Source organism: Bacillus sp. JZ105 (genome assembly GCF_053903125.1).
Window position 1 is genome coordinate 1,558,651 of the sequence record NZ_CP096387.1, and the last position, 19,798, is coordinate 1,578,448.

The following is a 19,798-nucleotide window of genomic DNA, read 5'->3' on the forward strand; positions in this document are numbered from 1 at the left end:
CGAATGTTGATAAGGGCAGCCTTTCAAACCGATACAGGAAAAGTCCGTCAGCATAATGAAGATGATGCAGGTATTTTTGAAGCAAAAGAAGACACCCTTCTAGCTGTTGTAGCAGATGGAATGGGAGGTCATCTTGCTGGTGATGTCGCCAGCAGGATGGCCGTCTCTTCTTTAAAAGAATACTGGGAAGAAACATCTTCAATTCCAGCAAAACCAGCAGAGCAAGAAAGCTGGTTAATCTCAAAAATAAGTGACATTAATGATCAAGTATATGAACATGCGAAAAACAATGAGGAGTGCCAAGGAATGGGGACAACCATTGTTTGTGCGCTCGTTCATTTGCAAACGGTCACAATTGCCCATATTGGCGACAGTCGCTGCTACTTGCTAAGAGAAGGAGCACTGACCCAGCTAACAGATGACCATTCACTTGTAAATGAGCTTGTGAAAACAGGTGAAATTTCAAAAGAGGATGCAGAATATCATCCAAGAAAAAATGTGCTTACGAAAGCATTAGGAACAGATAAACACGTTCAAATCGATGCCCATACCTTTGAAGTGGACCCTGGAGATCAAATCCTGCTTTGCTCAGATGGTTTATCAAATAAAGTAGAAGAAGAGAATTTGATTCATATTTTAACGCAAACGACCGCACCAGATGAAAAAGTAACAGCATTAATCCAAACAGCGAATGACAACGGCGGTGAAGATAACATTACAGCAGTATTGTTAGAAATCTCCTCCCAGCCAGAGGAGGGTGACAGCAAGTGTTGATCGGAAAACGGATCAGCGGCCGTTATCAGATTCTTCGCGTCATAGGCGGAGGCGGAATGGCAAACGTTTATTTGGCGGAGGATATGATTTTAGATCGCGAAGTCGCGATTAAAATTTTGCGCTTTGACTTTGCAAGCGATGATGATTTTATTAGACGTTTCCGGCGTGAGGCGCAATCAGCCGCAAGTTTAGATCATTCAAATATTGTCAGCATCTACGATGTAGGGGAAGAAGATGACATTTATTATATTGTCATGGAATATGTCGAGGGGATGACGCTGAAAGAATACATACATGCCAATGGCCCGCTTCATCCGAAAGAAGCCGTTCGCATTATGGAGCAAGTGGTTGCGGCAATGGAAGAAGCCCATGCAAAGCAGCTCGTCCACCGGGACATTAAGCCTCACAATATATTAATAGACAACATGGGGAATATTAAAGTCACTGATTTTGGGATTGCCATTGCACTCAGCTCAGCGACCATCACCCACACAAATTCGGTCCTAGGATCCGTGCACTATTTGTCTCCAGAGCAAGCCCGCGGAGGTCTTGCGACGAAAAAGTCAGACATCTATTCACTTGGAATTGTGCTCTATGAACTCATTTCTGGACGCATGCCATTTGAAGGGGAATCAGCTGTCAGTGTTGCGCTGAAGCATTTGCAATCAGAGCCGCCATCTGTAAGAAGATGGAATCCTTCTGTTCCACAAAGCGTGGAAAACATCATTTTAAAGGCGATGGCCAAAGATCCATTTTATCGATATGAAGATGCATCTGAAATGCAAAAAGATCTGCAAACTGCTTTCGACCCTTCAAGACTAAAAGAAAAACGCTTTGTCATTGAAGAGGATCATGAAGCAACGAAAGCGATCCCAATCATTCAAGATCATCAAGTCGATCAAGACAATGAAAAAACAGCTGTCCATCCGGTGCAAAAACCGAAGAAAAAAGAGAAACAAAAGCCGAAAAAGAAACGGAAAAAATGGCCTTGGGTTGTGGCATCTATCCTGTTTATTCTAACGGCTGCGACCATTTTAGCCATCACTGTGTTTCCCGGACTGCTCTTTCCAAAAGATGTTGAGGTCTCTGATGTATCTGGCATGACGATTGAAAAAGCAGAGGACACCTTGAAGAAGGCCGGCTTTACCGTTGCCTCTGAACCAATTGAGATCGCTGATGAGAAAATTGAAAAAGGGCTTGTTGTCAAAACAGACCCGAAAATCGGCACAAAGGTAAAAGAAGGAACTGACATTCAGCTTTACCAAAGTACGGGCAAAGAAAAGACTGAATTACCTGATGTAACAGGTGAAAAGGTTGATAAAGCAAAAGAATTACTAGAGAAAAAAGGGTTTAAGCAAGTGGTTGTGGAGGAAGTAAATGATAATGACACCGAATCTGGGATTGTCATGGAACAGAAACCTTCAGCGAGTACCGAGCTTGTGGCAGCAGATGAAGAAGTGACGTTGACGGTCAGCATAGGTCCTGCCGATATTACTTTGCGGGATTTAACGACATATAGTAAACAGGCTGCATCGAATTATTTAGAGGATAACGGATTAAAGCTTGATGAAAAAGAAGCGTATTCTGATGATGTACCAAAAGGTGAGGTCATGAAGCAGGAGCCGGGAGCAGGAACTGCTGTGAAACCAGGGGATACGGTTAAGATCACCTTCTCACTCGGACCGAAGAAAAAACCGGCTAAAACGGTAACTGAGAAGATTGCCATCCCGTATGAGCCAGTCACTGAAGGGCAAGAGATGACCGTTCAGATTTCCATTGACGATGCTGAGCATAGCATTTCTGATTCATATGAAACCTTTAACATCACTGCACCAACTGAACGGACCATTAAATTTAAGATTGAACCAGGTCAAAAAGGATACTATCAAGTGACGGTTGATGATAAAGTCGTAAGCTCTAAAACAATCGAATACCCTGACGATGAATAAAGGAGGGACTTTATGCCTGAGGGCAAAATTATTAAAGCATTAAGCGGATTTTATTATGTGCTCGATGAGTCTTTAGAAAGTGGAAAAGTGATTCAGTGCAGAGCGAGAGGCATTTTTCGAAAAAACAAAATCACACCTCTTGTGGGAGATTATGTCGTATATCAAGCGGATAACGATAAAGAAGGCTATTTATTAGAAGTAAAAGAGCGGACAAACGAACTGGTTCGTCCGCCTATTAGTAACGTCGATCAAGCGGTGCTCGTTTTCTCTGCGGCAGAACCGACTTTTAGCACATCACTATTAGACAGATTTCTAGTGCTTGTGGAAGCAAATGATATTAAGCCGATTATCTGTATCACAAAAATGGACTTATTGAAAACAGATGAAGAGCGTGAAAGGATTCAAGGCTATGCAGAGGACTATCGGCAAATTGGATATGATGTTCATGTAACATCTACGATCGAGGGAGACGGAATTGGAAAGCTGACCCCGCATTTTCACAATAAAATCACTGTATTTGCCGGTCAGTCTGGTGTAGGCAAGTCCTCCCTTTTAAATGCGATGAGTCCTGATTTGGCGCTGAAAACCAATGATATTTCCTCCCATCTTGGAAGGGGGAAGCATACGACAAGACATGTTGAACTCATTCGTACAGCAGAAGGGCTCATTGCAGATACACCTGGCTTTAGCTCACTCGAATTTACCGGCATCGAAGCGGAAGATTTAGGCCTTTACTTTTTAGAAATCAAAGAGCGGAGTGCAGATTGTAAGTTTAGAGGCTGCCTGCACGTGAAAGAGCCTGGCTGTGCGGTAAAAGGCGCGGTCGAACAAGAGCAAATCAGAGATTATCGCTATCAGCATTATTTAGAGTTTTTAACTGAAATCAAAGACAGAAAGCCGAGGTACTAAATCATGGTTTATATTGCCCCTTCCATTTTATCAGCAGATTTCGCCAATTTGGAGAAAGATATTCGTGATGTGGAACAAGGCGGAGCGGATTACATTCATATCGATGTGATGGACGGCCATTTTGTACCGAATATTACATTTGGGCCGAATGTGGTGGAAGCAATCAGACCGCATACAAAGCTGCCGCTCGATGTTCACTTAATGATTGAGCAGCCAGACCGGTATATTCCTGCATTCGCAAAAGCAGGTGCTGACATTATTTCTGTCCATGTAGAAGCTTGTCCGCACTTGCACCGCACGATACAGCATATAAAAGAACAAGGTGTAAAAGCCGGCGTCGTCTTGAATCCGCACACACCTGTTTCTCAGATTGAGCATGTATTAGAGGATGTAGACCTTGTCTTATTCATGACGGTGAATCCCGGTTTTGGCGGACAGGCGTTCATTCCATCTGTCCTCACAAAGGTAAAAGAAGTGAAGACACTTAGTGAACAAAAGGGCTTATCAGACTTACTCATAGAAGTAGACGGCGGTGTCAATGTAGAGACTGCAAAAAGCTGTAAAGAGGCGGGCGCTAACTTACTTGTGGCCGGCTCAGCGGTATACGGTAAAGACAACCGTGCAGCCGCCATTCAGGCCATTCGAGAAGCGTAAAAAAAGGAACCAAAGTCACTCTGATCTTTGGTTCTTTTTACATGGAGAGGAGCGTATATCATGCACATACATATCGTAGCCGGCGGCCCTTTTGATTATATCCCGCCCCTTGAACAGGAAGCACAGGACGATATTCTCTGGGTCGGTGTAGACCGGGGCACGCTCTTTTTACTAGAGCACGGCATCATGCCTGCCAAGGCTTTTGGTGATTTTGACAGTGTGACAGAAGAAGAACTTTGCGAGCTGAAAAAGAAATTGCCTGCCTTGAATGTATTTCAGGCTGAAAAGGATGAAACCGATTTAGAGCTTGCGCTGAACTGGGCCATGCGCCAGCACCCAGCGCATATTCACATCTACGGCATTACAGGAGGAAGGGCTGATCACTTTCTAGGAAATATTCACCTTCTATATCAAGGCATTCAGCACAAGCAGAACATCACTCTTGTAGATAAGCAAAATATCATTCAAATGTTTGAACCTGGTACATACGAAGTAAAAGAAGACCCTGATAAAAAATATGTGTCGTTTCTGCCCTTTGGTCCATCGGTTGAAAAGCTGACATTAAAAGGTTTCAAATATCCTCTGAAAAATTGTCATATTGAGCCTGGTTCCACACTATGTATTAGTAACGAACTCATCCACTCAAATGGTACTTTTTCTTTTCATGAAGGCATATTAATAATGGTAAGAAGCAAAGATTGACCAACCTATCAATGTGGATGGCTGATTAAGCTCAATTGTGCTGCAAGCGGTACTTTTAGGAGGGGGACAAAATGAAATTTTATACAATCAAACTGCCTAGATTTCTTGGCGGCATTGTCCGTGCGATGCTTGGTTCATTTAAAAAAGATTAATGAGTAATCTCCTTTATTTCCACATAAAAACGCCTGCTACAGTTTATTGTAGCAGGCGTTTACTCTTCTTGCTTATACACGCTCAACTTTACCAGATTTCAAAGCTCGAGCTGATACATATACTCTTTTAGGCTTACCGTCCACTAGAATACGAACTTTTTGAAGGTTCGCGCCCCATGTACGTTTTGTAGAGTTCATTGCGTGAGAACGGTTGTTCCCAGCTTTTGTTTTTCTGCCTGTAATAACGCATTTACGTGCCATTTGTTTCCCTCCTAACTGCGAAAACATCATCATATTCTTCATATACGTACTTAGAGATGCCTCAAGATACTTTAATAATTTACCACAGCTTCAAGGGGTTTGCAAGGATTGTTTACTCCTCTTTCAAGAAAAATACCTTGACATCTTGATAAAAAATCAAGGCTATAGTATAAGTAGGATTGGGTCGGATTGAATGATTTCTTTTAAAAAGAAAGGTCTTATAGTAAAATAGTGATAACTCAGGGCAATTTCTCAAAAAGGGGGAACCAATGTGTCCATTGAACTTAGAACGAAATACGGACAAATTGATATATCAAATGAAGTCATTGCAATGGTGGCAGGAGGCGCTGCGATCGATTGCTATGGTATTGTTGGCATGGCGTCCAAAAATCAAATCAAGGACGGTTTGACGGATATTCTCCGCAAAGAGAACTTCAGCCGGGGTGTTCTTGTGCGTCAAAAAGAAGACCGCATTCATATTGATATGTACATCATTGTCAGCTACGGTACAAAAATATCAGAAGTCGCACATAATGTTCAAACGAAAGTCAAATACACGATTCATCACACAATTGGACTTTCTGTTGACTCGGTCAACATTTATGTACAAGGAGTAAAAGTTACGAACCCGTAGTAAGGAGGAAATATATTGTCTATTAGAAATCTTGATGGCCGCTCATTTGCAAAAATGATTCTTGCAGGTGCTCACCATCTTTCTCAAAACGCACAAATTGTGGATGCGTTAAATGTTTTTCCAGTGCCAGATGGAGATACGGGGACAAATATGAATTTGTCGATGACTTCAGGGGCCAAAGCAGTTGAAGAAACAAATACCGATCATATTGGGAAGGTCGGCGTGGCCCTCTCGAAAGGGTTATTGATGGGCGCAAGAGGAAACTCTGGCGTGATCCTGTCCCAGCTCTTTAGAGGTTTCAGTAAACATATTGAACAAAAAGAAACGATTGATGCAAAAGAATTTGCTCTTGCCTTACAGGCGGGTGTTGATACAGCATATAAAGCCGTAATGAAACCGATTGAAGGAACGATCTTAACAGTTGCAAAGGATGCAGCAAAGAAAGCGGTTGCTGTTTCGGCAGTAGAAGATCAAATTGACCGCGTTCTAGAGTTAACGATTGAGGAAGCAAGAGCATCACTTGATCGAACGCCAGATCTGCTTCCTGTCTTAAAAGAAGTGGGTGTTGTCGATAGTGGAGGTAAAGGACTTTTATGTGTATATGAAGGTTTCCTTGCTTCATTAAGAGGAGAAGAGCTTCCTCCTAAAGCGGCTTCTTTACCTACGCTAAAAGAACTCGTTAGTGCAGAGCATCATAAAAGTGCGCAAAGCCATATGAACACAGAAGATATCGAATTTGGCTACTGTACTGAATTTATGGTGAAATTTGAAGAAGACAAACAGTCCTTTGATGAGAATGCCTTCAGAGAAGACTTAAGTGAATTCGGAGATTCACTTCTTGTGGTGTCTGATGATACACTCGCGAAAGTTCATATTCATGCAGAGCAGCCAGGAGAGGTCTTATCCTATGCACAGCGCTACGGCAGCTTGATTAATATGAAAATTGAAAACATGAGAGAGCAGCATAGCTCAATCGTGAACGAAGAAAGAGAACACGCACCTGCTGCACCAAAAGCACCTGCTGCTGAAAAACAGCGCTTTGGCGTCGTCAGTGTCGCAATGGGAGAAGGAATTGCTGACTTGTTCAAAAGTATCGGAGCTTCCGTCGTCATTGAAGGTGGACAGACGATGAATCCGAGCACAGAAGACATTGTCACAGCAATAGAAAGCGTACATGCCGAAACCGTCTTTATCTTACCTAATAATTCTAATATTGTCATGGCAGCTAAACAGGCGGCAACTGTCTCAAACCGTGAGGTCGTAGTCATTCCGACGAAGACCGTTCCTCAAGGAATGTCGGCACTTCTTTCTCTCAATGAAGCAGCTTCAAATGAAGACAACGAAAGAGCGATGCTAGAAGCGATTGACCATGTGAAAAGCGGGCAAATTACCTTTGCAGTGAGAGATACTCAAATTGATGGAATCGACATTGCGAAAGGTGACTATATGGGTCTGTTCAACGGGAAAATCACGTTAACAGCGAAAAATCAATTAGATGCAGCAAAAGAACTTCTCACCAAAATGGTGACAGAAGATGATGAGATTGTCACCATCATTAAAGGAGAAGATGCATCATCTGATGAGCTGGATGCACTGCAAGCCTTTATTGAAGAAACATTTGAAGATGTAGAAGTTGAAGTCCACGATGGAAAACAGCCGCTTTATTCGTATATTTTGGCGGTTGAATAATGAAAGAAGGGCAAATAAAGCCCTTCTTCTTCTTTTGCAATTTTTTACTAGCCATTCCACGGTGAAATGAGTTGCGGGAAACGAATGAATCCATTAGTCTAAAGAAAGAACCAAACCATACGTGAGTGGTGATGAGAGGGGAAGACCTATGAAATTTAGAAGTGTGTTTGATATTATTGGACCTGTCATGATTGGGCCATCAAGTTCGCACACAGCGGGTGCGGCTCGTATCGGGAGAGTAGCTCGCAGCTTATTTGGAAGAGAACCGAAACGAATTGTCGTTTCATTTTATGGTTCTTTTAAAGATACGTATAAAGGACACGGTACAGATGTCGCCATTATTGGCGGTGTTCTTGACTTTGATACATTTGATGAACGAATCAAAACAGCGATCGATATTGCAAAAAGCAAAGAGATCGACATTGAATTTAAAGAAGAAGAGGCGGTGCCGGCGCATCCGAATACAGCAAAAGTAGAGATTTCAGATGCGAACGGAAGCCTTGAACTAATCGGGATTTCCATCGGCGGAGGTAAAATTGAAATCACAGAATTAAACGGCTTTGAGCTCAGGCTTTCAGGGAATCATCCTGCTATTCTTGTGGTTCATAACGATCGCTACGGGACGATTGCGGCAGTTGCCAATGTCTTAGCGAAATTCGCCATCAACATCGGTCATATGGAAGTGGCGCGTAAAGATGTCGGGCAAGAGGCACTGATGACGATTGAAGTGGATCAAAATATTGACCCAGCTGTCCTATCAGAGCTTGAAACGCTGCCAAACATTATTCAAGTCACACAAATTGCAGAGTAACAACAAGGAGGTTATGAATGATGTTTAAAAACGTCAAAGAACTCGTGCAGCTATCAGAAGAACGGAATACCTCCATTTCAGAAATTATGATTGAGCAAGAAATGGAAGTGACAGGGAAGTCACGTGAAGAAATTTTCTCCCAGATGTACCGCAACCTAGAAGTGATGGAACAGGCCGTTGAAAACGGGCTGAAGGGTGTGAAATCATTATCAGGCTTAACAGGCGGAGATGCAGTCAAACTTCAAGCCTACATCGCATCAGGCAAAACGCTGTCTGGTCATACAATATTAGATGCTGTCAGTAAAGCTGTTGCAACAAATGAAGTCAATGCCGCAATGGGAACCATTTGTGCCACGCCTACAGCAGGCTCAGCAGGTGTTGTACCAGGTACGTTATTTGCAGTAAAAGAAACATTAAAGCCAACAAAGGAACAAATGGTCAGATTCCTATTTACTTCTGGCGCATTTGGTTTTGTTGTGGCGAATAACGCGAGCATTTCCGGTGCAGCAGGCGGCTGTCAGGCAGAGGTAGGTTCTGCATCAGGTATGGCGGCAGCAGCGATTGTCGAGATGGCAGGCGGTACACCGCAGCAATCTGCAGAAGCAATGGCGATTACACTGAAAAATATGCTTGGACTTGTTTGCGATCCAGTAGCGGGACTTGTCGAGGTACCTTGCGTGAAACGAAACGCAATGGGTGCATCTAACGCCATGATCGCAGCAGACATGGCTCTTGCTGGCATCACAAGCCGCATTCCTTGTGATGAAGTCATTGATGCGATGTACAAAATCGGTCAAACGATGCCAACAGCTCTTCGCGAAACTGCACAAGGCGGTCTCGCTGCGACACCGACAGCAAGAGAGCTTGAAAAGAAGATTTTCGGAGGTGTGACCTCATCTCGTGATACAGAAACTGCAAGATAATGTCTCTGTCCTGAAGGGGATTGGAGAGGAAACCGAAAAAACACTCAATGAACTTGGAATCTACACAGTAGCCGATTTACTCGGCTACTTTCCTTATCGATATGACGACTATGAGCTTCGTAACTTAGAAGAAGTCAAACATGACGAACGTGTCACAGTTGAAGGAAAAGTACATAGTGAGCCCGTTCTCACCTATTATGGAAAAAAACGAAGCAGGCTGACATTCAGGCTGCTTGTCGGGCGTTTTCTCATTACAGCGATTTGTTTCAATCGCCCATATTTAAAACGAAGCCTTGTGTTAGGTGATACAGTTTCCGTTACAGGAAAATGGGATAAAAACCGTCAATCTATCATGGTGCAGGAATTTAAAAAAGGGACGCACGAGCAAGATGGCAGTATAGAGCCCGTTTATTCAGTAAAAGAAAATGTGACTGTGAAAATGATGAGACGCTTTGTAAAGCAGGCCTTGTCACTTTATGCAGACAAAGCTGAAGATCCATTGCCAAAGCAGCTTGTCTCTGCCTATAAACTCATGTCCTATCAGGAAGCATTAAAAACCATCCATCTTCCAGAAACAAGAGACTCGCTCAAGCAAGCAAGACGCCGTTTTGTGTACGAGGAATTTCTCATTTTTCAACTGAAGATGCAGGCGATTAGAAAGAAAGAACGAGAGAGAACATCAGGCATCCAGCATCCGTTTTCCAAAGAGGCTGTTTTTGAGTTTGTTAACAGCCTGCCATTTACGCTGACGAAGGCACAATCAAGAGTACTTGATGAAATCATGTCGGACATGGCGTCTCCATATCGAATGAACCGGCTGCTTCAAGGAGATGTAGGTTCAGGGAAAACAGCTGTTGCAGCCATTGCGCTTTATGCCGCTCATTTATCAGGTTTTCAAGGTGCATTAATGGTCCCAACAGAAATTTTGGCAGAGCAGCATGCCGATTCACTTTACCAGCTGTTTGAAAAATGGGGACTGAATATCGCCCTTTTGACAAGCTCTGTGAAAGGAAAGCGACGCAGAGAATTGCTTGAGCGTTTAAAAGAAGGCGAGATTGACATATTAGTCGGCACACACGCACTCATTCAAGATGAAGTCGAATTTCAGCAGCTCGGTCTTGTCATCACAGATGAACAGCACCGGTTTGGCGTCGAGCAGCGGAAAAAACTGCGAAGTAAAGGGCAGGACCCAGATGTCTTGTTTATGACCGCCACACCTATTCCGCGAACACTTGCGATCACTGTCTTTGGAGAAATGGACGTATCCGTCATTGATGAATTGCCAGCTGGCAGAAAACAAATCGAAACGTATTGGGTGAAGCATGACATGCTTGAGAGAATTCTTGCTTTTGTGGATAAAGAGCTGAGAAAAGGCAGACAGGCATATATCATTTGTCCGCTCATTGAAGAATCAGACAAGCTTGATGTCCAAAATGCGCTTGATGTCCATAGCATGCTCACTGAGGCATACCGCGGCAAGTGGTCAATCGGCTTAATGCATGGGAAGCTGGTAAGTGATGAAAAAGATCAGGTCATGAGAGCCTTTACCGCAAATGAAGTACAAATTCTCGTTTCAACTACAGTCGTTGAAGTCGGGGTCAACGTACCGAATGCAACCATCATGGTCATTTATGATGCAGACCGCTTCGGACTGTCTCAGCTTCATCAGCTAAGAGGCCGGGTCGGACGAGGAGAGCATCAATCATTTTGTATTTTAATGGCTGATCCAAAATCCGAAACAGGGAAAGAGCGGATGCGGATCATGTCCGAAACAACCGATGGCTTTGAGCTGTCTGAAAAGGACTTAGAACTAAGAGGACCCGGCGATTTCTTCGGTAAAAAACAAAGCGGGATGCCAGAATTTAAGGTAGCAGATATGGTTCACGACTATAGAGCGCTGGAAACAGCTAGAAAAGATGCAGCAGATCTTGTCCAATCGGACGCCTTTTGGACTGATCCCGAATACAAAGAACTTCGGCAAACGCTGATAGACAGCGGTGTGCTGGGAGGAGATAAATTAAGCTGATCAAACGCTGGAGGAATTTTCTTGTCTTTTTGAAACAAGGATTGATTTATCATCTATGAGATTATATACTACTATTAGTACCTAGTCATAAATGTACGGATGGTGTCTGCATATGAAACTAAATAAAAAAGAACGTCAAAAGCTTCTCCAGCAAACGATCAGCTCGACTCCATTCATTACTGATGAAGAATTGGCAAGTAAATTCGGTGTCAGCATACAAACGGTTCGTCTTGATCGTTTAGAGCTGTCGATCCCTGAATTACGCGAAAGAATTAAGCATGTGGCCGAAAAGACATTAGAGGATGAAGTAAAGTCACTTCCACTGGATGAAGTGATTGGAGAAATGATTGATGTAGAACTTGATGACCAAGCCATTTCCATTTTAGAAGTGAGAAAAGAGCATGTATTCAGCCGAAACCAAATTGCCAGGGGACATCATCTCTTCGCCCAGGCAAATTCGCTGGCAGTTGCCGTCATTGACGATGAACTGGCTTTGACAGCAAAAGCGAATATCAGGTTTACAAGGCAGGTGAAACAAGGCGAAAGAGTCGTCTCTAAAGCCAAAGTAGCCTCACATGATAAAGAAAAAGGAAGAACCGTAGTTGAAGTAAACAGCTATGTTGGTGAGGAAGTTGTCTTCTCAGGTGACTTCGTCATGTATCGCTCAAAACAAAAGTAAAAGGTGGCACGTAATATGAGAATTGCAGTCGATGCAATGGGGGGAGATCATGCCCCTAAAGCCATTATTGACGGTGTGCAAAAAAGCTTAACAGCATTTTCAGATATCGAGATTACACTTGTCGGCGATGAAAACAAAATCAAACCATACATAACAAACAACGACCGCATCACGATTTTAGATGCAAAAGAAGTCATTGAACCGACGGATGAACCAGTGCGTGCAGTCAGACGTAAAAAAGATTCATCTATGGTGAAAATGGCGCAGGAAGTCTCCGAGGGACGAGCAGATGCCTGCATCTCAGCAGGAAATACTGGCGCCCTCATGACAGCTGGGCTGTTTATCGTAGGCAGAATTGACGGTATTGACAGGCCAGCCCTTGCCCCAACTTTGCCAACACTGGATGGCAGCGGCTTCTTATTACTAGATGTTGGTGCCAACGTTGATGCTAAACCAGAACATCTCATGCAATATGCCATGATGGGATCCATCTACGCAGAGCGTGTTTTCCCAAAGAGCAATCCGCGTGTTGGACTGTTAAATGTAGGAACAGAAGATAAAAAAGGCAACGATTTAACGAAAAAAACCTTTGAATTATTAAAAGCATCAAACTTGAATTTCGTAGGAAATGTAGAGTCCCGTGACTTATTAGAAGGTGTTGCTGACGTTGTTGTCACAGATGGTTTCACAGGAAATATTGCGCTTAAAACAATTGAAGGCACAGCCCTTTCTGTCTTTAAAATGCTGAAAGAAACATTAACATCCAGCTTCACAGCAAAAATAGCAGCAGGCATGATGAAGCCAAAATTGATGCAGATGAAATCTAAAATGGATTATTCCGAATATGGCGGTGCCGCTTTATTTGGTTTAAAGGCACCTGTTATTAAAGCGCACGGCTCCTCTGATGAAAATGCCATCTTCCATGCAATTCGTCAAGCCCGTGATATCGTAGAAAAAGACGTTTCAGCCATCATCCATCAAGAAGTCCAAAAAGAAACGACGAATGAGTCTTAATGGAGGTAAAGCAGCATGACTAAAATTGCATTTTTATTCCCTGGCCAAGGCTCTCAAAAAATTGGCATGGGAAAAGATTTATTTGACCAAGAAGCAGTATCTAAAGCTGTTTTTGAAGAAGCAGACAATACCCTCGGGTTTGACTTATCTTCTATGATTTTTGAAGGGGATGCAGAAGAACTGACGCTCACCTTTAACGCGCAGCCAGCTCTTTTAACGACAAGTATCGCCATCTTAAAGAAATTTGAAGAGAGCGGAATCAAAGCAGATTATGCAGCAGGACACAGTCTTGGCGAATACACTGCCCTCGTTGCAGCAGGCGCACTTTCGTTTAAAGATGCTGTTTATGCAGTCAGAAAGCGCGGAGAATTAATGAATGAAGCTGTTCCAGCAGGAGAAGGCGCTATGGCAGCAATTCTTGGCTTAGACAAAGCGGCACTTGAAGAAGTGACAAAAGAAGTGACAGAGAGCGGTCACCTTGTAGAGCTCGCTAACTTAAACTGTCCTGGTCAAATCGTGATCTCTGGTACAGCCAAAGGAGTAGAACTTGCTTCAGAGAAAGCGAAAGAAAAAGGCGCAAAACGTGCAATTGCCCTTGAAGTGAGCGGACCTTTCCATTCCGCATTAATGAAACCAGCCGCTGAAAAATTTACAGATGTTTTGTCAAAGCTGGATATTGCGGATGCCAAAACTCCAGTCATCTCAAATGTAACAGCAGACATCGTGACATCTCGTGATGAAATTGAGACAAAACTCATTGAACAACTGTATTCTCCAGTTCGTTTTGAAGAAAGTGTGGAACGCCTTATTGATTTAGGCGTCACAACATTTATTGAAATTGGTCCTGGCAAAGTGCTTTCAGGTCTTGTGAAAAAAGTGAATCGCCGCCTGACGACGATTTCCGTTTCAGATCAAGAAACAATTGAAGCAGCCATTCAAACACTCAAGGGGGATTCTTGATGCTTACAAATAAAACAGCCGTTGTAACAGGAGCATCACGCGGGATTGGCCGTTCTATCGCGATCGATCTAGCGAAAAGTGGTGCAAATGTTGTCGTGAACTATTCTGGAAACGAAGCAAAAGCAAATGAAGTCGTAGATGAAATCAAAGCACTCGGCCAGCAGGCATTTGCTGTGAAAGCTGATGTCTCAAATGCTGAAGAAGTACAAGCCATGATGAAACAAGCGATTGATACCTTTGGTTCAATTGACATTCTTGTGAATAATGCAGGGATCACAAAGGACAACCTGCTCATGAGAATGAAAGAGAATGAATGGGATGATGTCATTAACATAAACTTAAAAGGTGTCTTTAACTGTACAAAAGCCGTGACAAGACAAATGATGAAGCAAAGAAGCGGAAGAATCATCAATTTGGCTTCAGTCGTTGGTGTGTGCGGAAACCCTGGACAAGCAAACTATGTTGCAGCAAAAGCTGGTGTCATCGGATTAACGAAAACAACAGCAAAAGAGCTGGCAACCCGTCACATTACTGTTAATGCAGTAGCTCCAGGCTTTATTTCAACAGATATGACAGACAAGCTTGATGAAAATGTACAGACGGAAATGCTCAAGCAAATTCCGCTCGCACGCTTTGGTGCACCTGAAGATATCAGTAACGTTGTTGTCTTTTTAGCTTCAGAAGGAGCAGGTTATATTACAGGCCAAACCATCCAAGTAGATGGCGGAATGGTCATGTCCTAAGAAATATCAAAATTTCATTAGGTTTTCTCTAGTTTTTTAAAAACGAATCAACTATAATACTTTGAGGGGAGGTGAAAGGCAATGGCAGACGTATTAGAGCGTGTATCAAAAATTATTGTAGACCGCCTTGGCGTTGATGAGGCTGACGTGAAAATGGAAGCTTCATTTAAAGAAGATTTAGGCGCTGATTCCCTTGATGTAGTTGAGCTAGTTATGGAACTTGAAGATGAGTTCGATATGGAAATTTCTGACGAAGATGCTGAAAAAATTGCAACAGTCGGTGACGCTGTGAACTACATAAATAGCCAGCAATAAGCGTAACAAAGTCCCGTCTACTTTCGACGGGACTTTGAAAATTTATGTTAGTTTCAACACATTCAGCTGATCAATTGTCAGCCTTTTTCAGATGCTGGGAGCAATGTTTCCCTGCATGTAGAAAGAGAGACTCCATATAATCAGTATCCTTAAAGGCGATTACGCCTACCTGGAGGTTGCTATGCCAAAACAATATAAAGACAAACAGAAACAGAGCAAAAAACTAGAGCAATTTAGAGAATTCCAGCAGCGCATTTCTGTACACTTTAAAAATGAAAAGCTTCTATATCAAGCCTTTACCCATTCCTCTTATGTGAATGAACACCGGAAAAAGCCATATGAGGATAATGAAAGACTTGAATTTTTAGGAGATGCTGTTTTAGAATTGACCATCTCTCAATTCTTATTTGCAAAATATCCAGCGATGAGCGAGGGAGATTTAACGAAACTAAGAGCGGCGATCGTATGTGAACCGTCACTTGTATCACTGGCACACGAGCTGTCCTTCGGAGACCTTGTTCTTTTAGGAAAAGGCGAAGAAATGACAGGCGGCAGAAAACGCCCAGCACTCTTAGCGGACGTATTCGAGGCGTTTATCGGTGCACTTTATTTAGATCAAGGACTTGAGCCGGTTGAACGGTTCCTAGAAGCGTACGTTTATCCGAAAATTAACGATGGAGCATTCTCGCACGTCATGGACTTTAAAAGCCAGCTGCAAGAATTTGTACAGCGCGATGGAAAAGGTGTGCTTGAATATCGCATCCTGCATGAAAAAGGGCCTGCACATAACCGGGAATTTGAAGCAAATGTATCCCTTCGAGGTGAAGTGCTCGGAATTGGAAATGGACGCTCTAAAAAAGAAGCAGAACAGCACGCTGCACAGGAAGCACTTGCTAAATTGCAGAAACATCATATGAACCAATAAAATCCCCCTCGTTATTCAGGGGGATTTCACTCTGTTTTCCATCATCTTTTTTCACTTCATATGGTAAGATGATAGTACTTTAAATACATAAGGAGGATCACTCTCATGTTCCTCAAACGTTTAGACGTGATAGGATTCAAATCATTTGCACAGCGAGTGACCGTGGACTTTGTTAAAGGGGTCACAGCTGTTGTTGGACCAAACGGAAGCGGCAAAAGTAATATTACCGATGCCATCCGCTGGGTACTTGGAGAACAATCAGCGAAAAGCCTCCGCGGAGGAAAAATGGAAGATATCATTTTTGCAGGGAGTGACTCAAGAAAAAGAGTCAATCTAGCAGAGGTGACTTTAACGTTAGATAACGAAGATCACTTTTTACCGATCGATTTTCATGAAGTCAGTGTGACAAGAAGGGTCTATCGTTCAGGAGAAAGTGAATTTCTCATAAACAATCAATCTGTCCGCTTAAAGGATATTATTGATCTTTTCATGGATTCAGGTCTTGGAAAGGAAGCTTTTTCAATCATCAGCCAAGGAAAGGTAGAGGAAATTCTATCAAGCAAGGCAGAAGAGAGAAGAAGTATTTTTGAAGAAGCGGCTGGCGTTCTAAAATATAAAACAAGAAAGAAAAAAGCCGAAAATAAACTGTTTGAAACGCAGGACAACTTAAACCGAGTAGAAGATATTCTGCATGAACTAGAAGATCAAGTAGAACCATTAAGAATGCAAGCATCCATTGCAAAGGACTATTTGCAAAAAAAAGAAGAGCTTGAAAATGTCGAAATCGCCCTAACTGTCCATGACATCGAAGCACTTCATGAAAAATGGACAACACTTGGTGAAGCAGTCGAGCGCTTCAAACAAGATGAAATGAAGCAGTCTACAGATATTCAAGCAAAAGAAGCCAAAATTGAAGAGTCGAGAGACCGCATTCAAGCGCTTGACGAATCAATTAATGACCTGCAAGAAGTTCTTCTTTTCACAAGTGAAGAATTAGAAAAGCTTGAAGGAAAAAAAGAAGTACTAAAAGAACGGAAAAAAAATGCCGCCGCAAACCAAGGACAGCTAGAAGAAACGCTCGTTCGTTTAACTGAAAAGCAGGCGCTGTTAACCGAAAAGATTGAGCAGCAGAAAATCACGCGGGACAGCCTGCAAAAAGAAGTGCAGCAGCTAAAAGATGAAGTGAACACAAAGCAGCATCAACTGTCTCTTCATAGTGAAGATGTGGAAGGTCAAATTGAACAGCTGAAAAGCGATTATTTTGATCTGCTCAATGAACAGGCTTCCATCCGTAATGAACGTAAATTACTAGAAGAACAGCAGCGCCAAGCAGCGATGCAGCTAGAACGCCTGACGCAAAATAACCAAAAACATATCGAAGAACGAGTGTCTGTCAAAGAAAAGAAAACAGAAGCTGAGCAGCAGCTTGCAGCACTGGAAGAAGACATTCTGGCTCAAGTCAAACGTTTTAGAGAAGCAGAACAAAAGCTTGAGCAGATGAAACGTCAATACGAGAAAAAAGAAACGGCTCTTTACCAAGCCTATCAATACGTACAGCAGGCAAAATCCAAAAAAGAAATGCTTGAATCCATGCAGGAAGATTTCTCAGGCTTTTTTCAAGGAGTGAAAGAGGTCTTAAAGGCAAAAGAACGGTTAGGCGGTATTCATGGTGCCATTGCAGAGCTGATTCAAACGGATCAGCAGTATGAGACAGCGGTTGAAATTGCGCTGGGTGCAGCCACGCAGCACGTCGTCACAGAAAATGAAGCAGCTGCGAGACAAGCGATTGGATACTTAAAGCAGCATTCATATGGACGTGCAACCTTCCTGCCAATGAACGTGATCAAAGAAAGAACCATTCAGCTCAGAGATGTTCAAACAGCAGAGCAGCATGCTTCATTTATCGGTGTAGCGAGTCACCTCGTTTCCTTTGATGAAAAGTATCAAAAGGTGATTCAGAATTTGCTTGGAACTGTGCTGATCGTTAGAGACTTAAAAGGCGCCAATGAACTGGCGAAAATGCTTGGACATCGTTACCGTATCGTGACCCTTGATGGAGATGTCGTAAACCCCGGCGGTTCAATGACTGGTGGCGGCGTAAAGAAAAAGAACAACTCTCTTCTTTCAAGAAACCGGGAGATCGAAACGTTAACAAAGCAGCTCGTTGAAATGGAAGAGAAAACAACGATCCTTGAAAAAGAAACAAAAGAAACGAAGCAATTGATCGGAGCAAACGAAAGCCAATTAAACGAACTGCGTCAGCGCGGCGAAACGCTTCGTGAAAAGCAGCAAGATCTCAAAGGGAAGCTATACGAACTGCAAGTTGCAGAAAAAAATATCAATGCTCATCTTGAACTCTATGATCAAGAAAAAGAAGAATTGCAGCAGCGTTCTACTGAACTCGCGGATAAGGACAAAAAGCAGATCGCTCTTGAAGCCTCTATAGGTGAGAAACTGACGGCTCTTGATCAAGAGATCAATACATTAACAAAGCGTAAGCAGACGCAAAGCTCAACAAAGGAAACCATTTCTGCTGAATTAACAGAGCTGAAAATCTCGCTTGCCAAAAAAGAGCAGTCCTTAGCGAATGAACAAGAAAAGCTTTCGAGCTTAATGGCTGAATTAGAAGAAGCTGAACAGACGCTGAAGGAAACAAAAGAAGATCTGTCACTCTTATCAAGTGAAATGTCATCTAGTTCAAGCGGAGCAGAACAACTGGAAGAAGCGGCGAAAGAGAAGCTGGAAAACAAAAACAAAACAACCGCCCTCATTTCAGAGCGTCGTAAACAGCGTCTCGCTCTTTCTGAAACATTAGAATTTGCTGAACGTGAACTCAAAGAACAAAAGCGTCTTTATAAGCAGCTTACCACAAGCTTAAAAGATGAAGAGATTAAGCTAGGCCGTATGGAAGTCGAGCTCGATAACTTGATCGCTTATTTGAACGATGAATATGCACTTTCGTTTGAAGGAGCAAAAGAGATGTATCAGTTGACGTTATTGCCAGATGAAGCAAGAAAACGAGTGAAGCTGATCAAACTAGCCATTGAAGAGCTTGGAACAGTAAACTTAGGCAGCATTGACGAGTATGAACGTGTCAATGAACGCTATCTCTTCTTAACAGAACAGCGAAATGATCTGACAGAAGCGAAAAATACATTATTCCAAGTCATCGAAGAAATGGACCAAGAGATGACAAAGCGTTTCTCTGAGACGTTCTCTCAAATCCGCGGTCACTTTGAATCTGTTTTCCAAGCATTATTTGGCGGCGGAAGAGCAGATCTTAAGCTGACAGATCCAAATGATTTACTCAACTCTGGCGTTGATATTGTCGCGCAGCCGCCAGGGAAAAAACTGCAAAACTTAAGCCTTCTTTCAGGCGGAGAGAGAGCCTTAACAGCGATCGCTTTATTATTCTCTATTTTAAAAGTGAGACCTGTTCCATTCTGCGTATTAGATGAGGTAGAAGCGGCGCTTGATGAAGCAAATGTTTTCCGTTTTGCGCAATATTTAAAGAAATACAGTGAGGAAACACAGTTCATTGTCATTACACACCGCAAGGGAACAATGGAAGAAGCCGATGTGCTCTACGGCGTGACCATGCAGGAATCAGGTGTTTCTAAGCTTGTATCTGTCAAACTAGAAGAAACGAAAGAGCTTGTCCAGTAATTAAAGGAGGTT

General features: G+C 42.8%; 19 protein-coding genes. 18 read left to right on the forward strand and 1 reads right to left on the reverse strand.

Features of this window, described 5'->3' with window-relative positions; genetic code table 11:
- Positions 1-3: 3 nt before the first annotated feature.
- From M1D81_RS07915 to spoVM, 6 genes are all read left to right on the forward strand, one after another.
- Entirely contained in the window at positions 4-774 is a 771-nt protein-coding gene (locus M1D81_RS07915) for a Stp1/IreP family PP2C-type Ser/Thr phosphatase (protein ID WP_034281746.1), read from the forward strand.
- On the forward strand, positions 768-2,723 hold the full coding sequence (gene pknB / locus M1D81_RS07920) for a Stk1 family PASTA domain-containing Ser/Thr kinase (RefSeq protein WP_456265115.1): 1,956 nt from the start codon (positions 768-770) through the stop codon (positions 2,721-2,723). Before M1D81_RS07915 ends, pknB begins: the two co-directional genes overlap by 7 nt.
- A 12-nt stretch (positions 2,724-2,735) precedes the next feature.
- Positions 2,736-3,632, forward strand: a complete 897-nt coding sequence (gene rsgA / locus M1D81_RS07925; protein ID WP_456265114.1) for a ribosome small subunit-dependent GTPase A — start codon at positions 2,736-2,738, stop codon at positions 3,630-3,632.
- 3 nt (positions 3,633-3,635) lie between these two features.
- Complete coding sequence (rpe, locus tag M1D81_RS07930) at positions 3,636-4,286, forward strand: ribulose-phosphate 3-epimerase (RefSeq protein WP_456265113.1); 651 nt, start codon at positions 3,636-3,638, stop codon at positions 4,284-4,286.
- A 60-nt stretch (positions 4,287-4,346) separates the two neighbouring features.
- Entirely contained in the window at positions 4,347-4,988 is a 642-nt protein-coding gene (locus tag M1D81_RS07935) for a thiamine diphosphokinase (protein ID WP_456265112.1), read from the forward strand.
- A gap of 71 nt (positions 4,989-5,059) precedes the next feature.
- Entirely contained in the window at positions 5,060-5,140 is an 81-nt protein-coding gene (spoVM, locus tag M1D81_RS07940) for a stage V sporulation protein SpoVM (RefSeq protein WP_008354550.1), read from the forward strand.
- Between the two features lie 72 nt (positions 5,141-5,212).
- Here spoVM and rpmB read toward each other — a convergent pair whose 3' ends face one another.
- Positions 5,213-5,401 (reverse strand): 50S ribosomal protein L28, encoded by a 189-nt coding sequence (gene rpmB, locus M1D81_RS07945; RefSeq protein ID WP_003212514.1) that lies wholly within the window; start codon positions 5,399-5,401, stop codon positions 5,213-5,215.
- Positions 5,402-5,672: 271 nt separating this feature from the next.
- On the opposite strand from rpmB, the gene M1D81_RS07950 reads away from it, so the two are divergent.
- From M1D81_RS07950 to smc, 12 genes are all read left to right on the forward strand, one after another.
- Positions 5,673-6,035, forward strand: a complete 363-nt coding sequence (locus M1D81_RS07950) for an Asp23/Gls24 family envelope stress response protein (RefSeq protein ID WP_008344871.1) — start codon at positions 5,673-5,675, stop codon at positions 6,033-6,035.
- A gap of 15 nt (positions 6,036-6,050) precedes the next feature.
- Positions 6,051-7,724 carry a DAK2 domain-containing protein gene (locus M1D81_RS07955; protein WP_456265110.1) on the forward strand — a complete coding sequence of 558 codons (1,674 nt, stop codon included), beginning with the start codon at positions 6,051-6,053 and terminating at the stop codon, positions 7,722-7,724.
- Positions 7,725-7,872: 148 nt separating this feature from the next.
- The gene (gene sdaAB / locus M1D81_RS07960; RefSeq protein ID WP_024424201.1) at positions 7,873-8,535 is read left to right on the forward strand and encodes an L-serine ammonia-lyase, iron-sulfur-dependent subunit beta; all 663 of its coding nucleotides are present in this window, start codon (positions 7,873-7,875) and stop codon (positions 8,533-8,535) included.
- A 20-nt stretch (positions 8,536-8,555) separates the two neighbouring features.
- Positions 8,556-9,458, forward strand: a complete 903-nt coding sequence (gene sdaAA, locus M1D81_RS07965) for an L-serine ammonia-lyase, iron-sulfur-dependent, subunit alpha (protein WP_456267143.1) — start codon at positions 8,556-8,558, stop codon at positions 9,456-9,458.
- Complete coding sequence (gene recG / locus M1D81_RS07970) at positions 9,436-11,484, forward strand: ATP-dependent DNA helicase RecG (protein WP_456265109.1); 2,049 nt, start codon at positions 9,436-9,438, stop codon at positions 11,482-11,484. The genes sdaAA and recG overlap by 23 nt, the downstream gene beginning before the upstream one ends.
- 112 nt (positions 11,485-11,596) lie before the next feature.
- Positions 11,597-12,163: a transcription factor FapR gene (gene fapR / locus M1D81_RS07975; RefSeq protein WP_024424199.1), complete on the forward strand. Its 567-nt coding sequence runs from the start codon at positions 11,597-11,599 to the stop codon at positions 12,161-12,163.
- 15 nt (positions 12,164-12,178) lie between these two features.
- Positions 12,179-13,177, forward strand: a complete 999-nt coding sequence (gene plsX, locus M1D81_RS07980) for a phosphate acyltransferase PlsX (protein ID WP_456265108.1) — start codon at positions 12,179-12,181, stop codon at positions 13,175-13,177.
- A 15-nt stretch (positions 13,178-13,192) separates the two neighbouring features.
- Positions 13,193-14,137, forward strand: a complete 945-nt coding sequence (gene fabD / locus M1D81_RS07985; RefSeq protein ID WP_024424197.1) for an ACP S-malonyltransferase — start codon at positions 13,193-13,195, stop codon at positions 14,135-14,137.
- Positions 14,137-14,880 carry a 3-oxoacyl-[acyl-carrier-protein] reductase gene (fabG, locus tag M1D81_RS07990; protein WP_024424196.1) on the forward strand — a complete coding sequence of 248 codons (744 nt, stop codon included), beginning with the start codon at positions 14,137-14,139 and terminating at the stop codon, positions 14,878-14,880. The genes fabD and fabG overlap by 1 nt, the downstream gene beginning before the upstream one ends.
- An 81-nt stretch (positions 14,881-14,961) precedes the next feature.
- Entirely contained in the window at positions 14,962-15,195 is a 234-nt protein-coding gene (gene acpP / locus M1D81_RS07995; RefSeq protein WP_003212028.1) for an acyl carrier protein, read from the forward strand.
- 181 nt (positions 15,196-15,376) lie between these two features.
- A complete protein-coding gene (gene rnc / locus M1D81_RS08000; protein WP_008344850.1) occupies positions 15,377-16,120 on the forward strand; it encodes a ribonuclease III in 744 nt (247 codons plus the stop codon).
- Positions 16,121-16,225: 105 nt separating this feature from the next.
- The gene (gene smc, locus M1D81_RS08005; protein ID WP_456265107.1) at positions 16,226-19,786 is read left to right on the forward strand and encodes a chromosome segregation protein SMC; all 3,561 of its coding nucleotides are present in this window, start codon (positions 16,226-16,228) and stop codon (positions 19,784-19,786) included.
- The last annotated feature ends 12 nt before the right edge of the window (positions 19,787-19,798 follow it).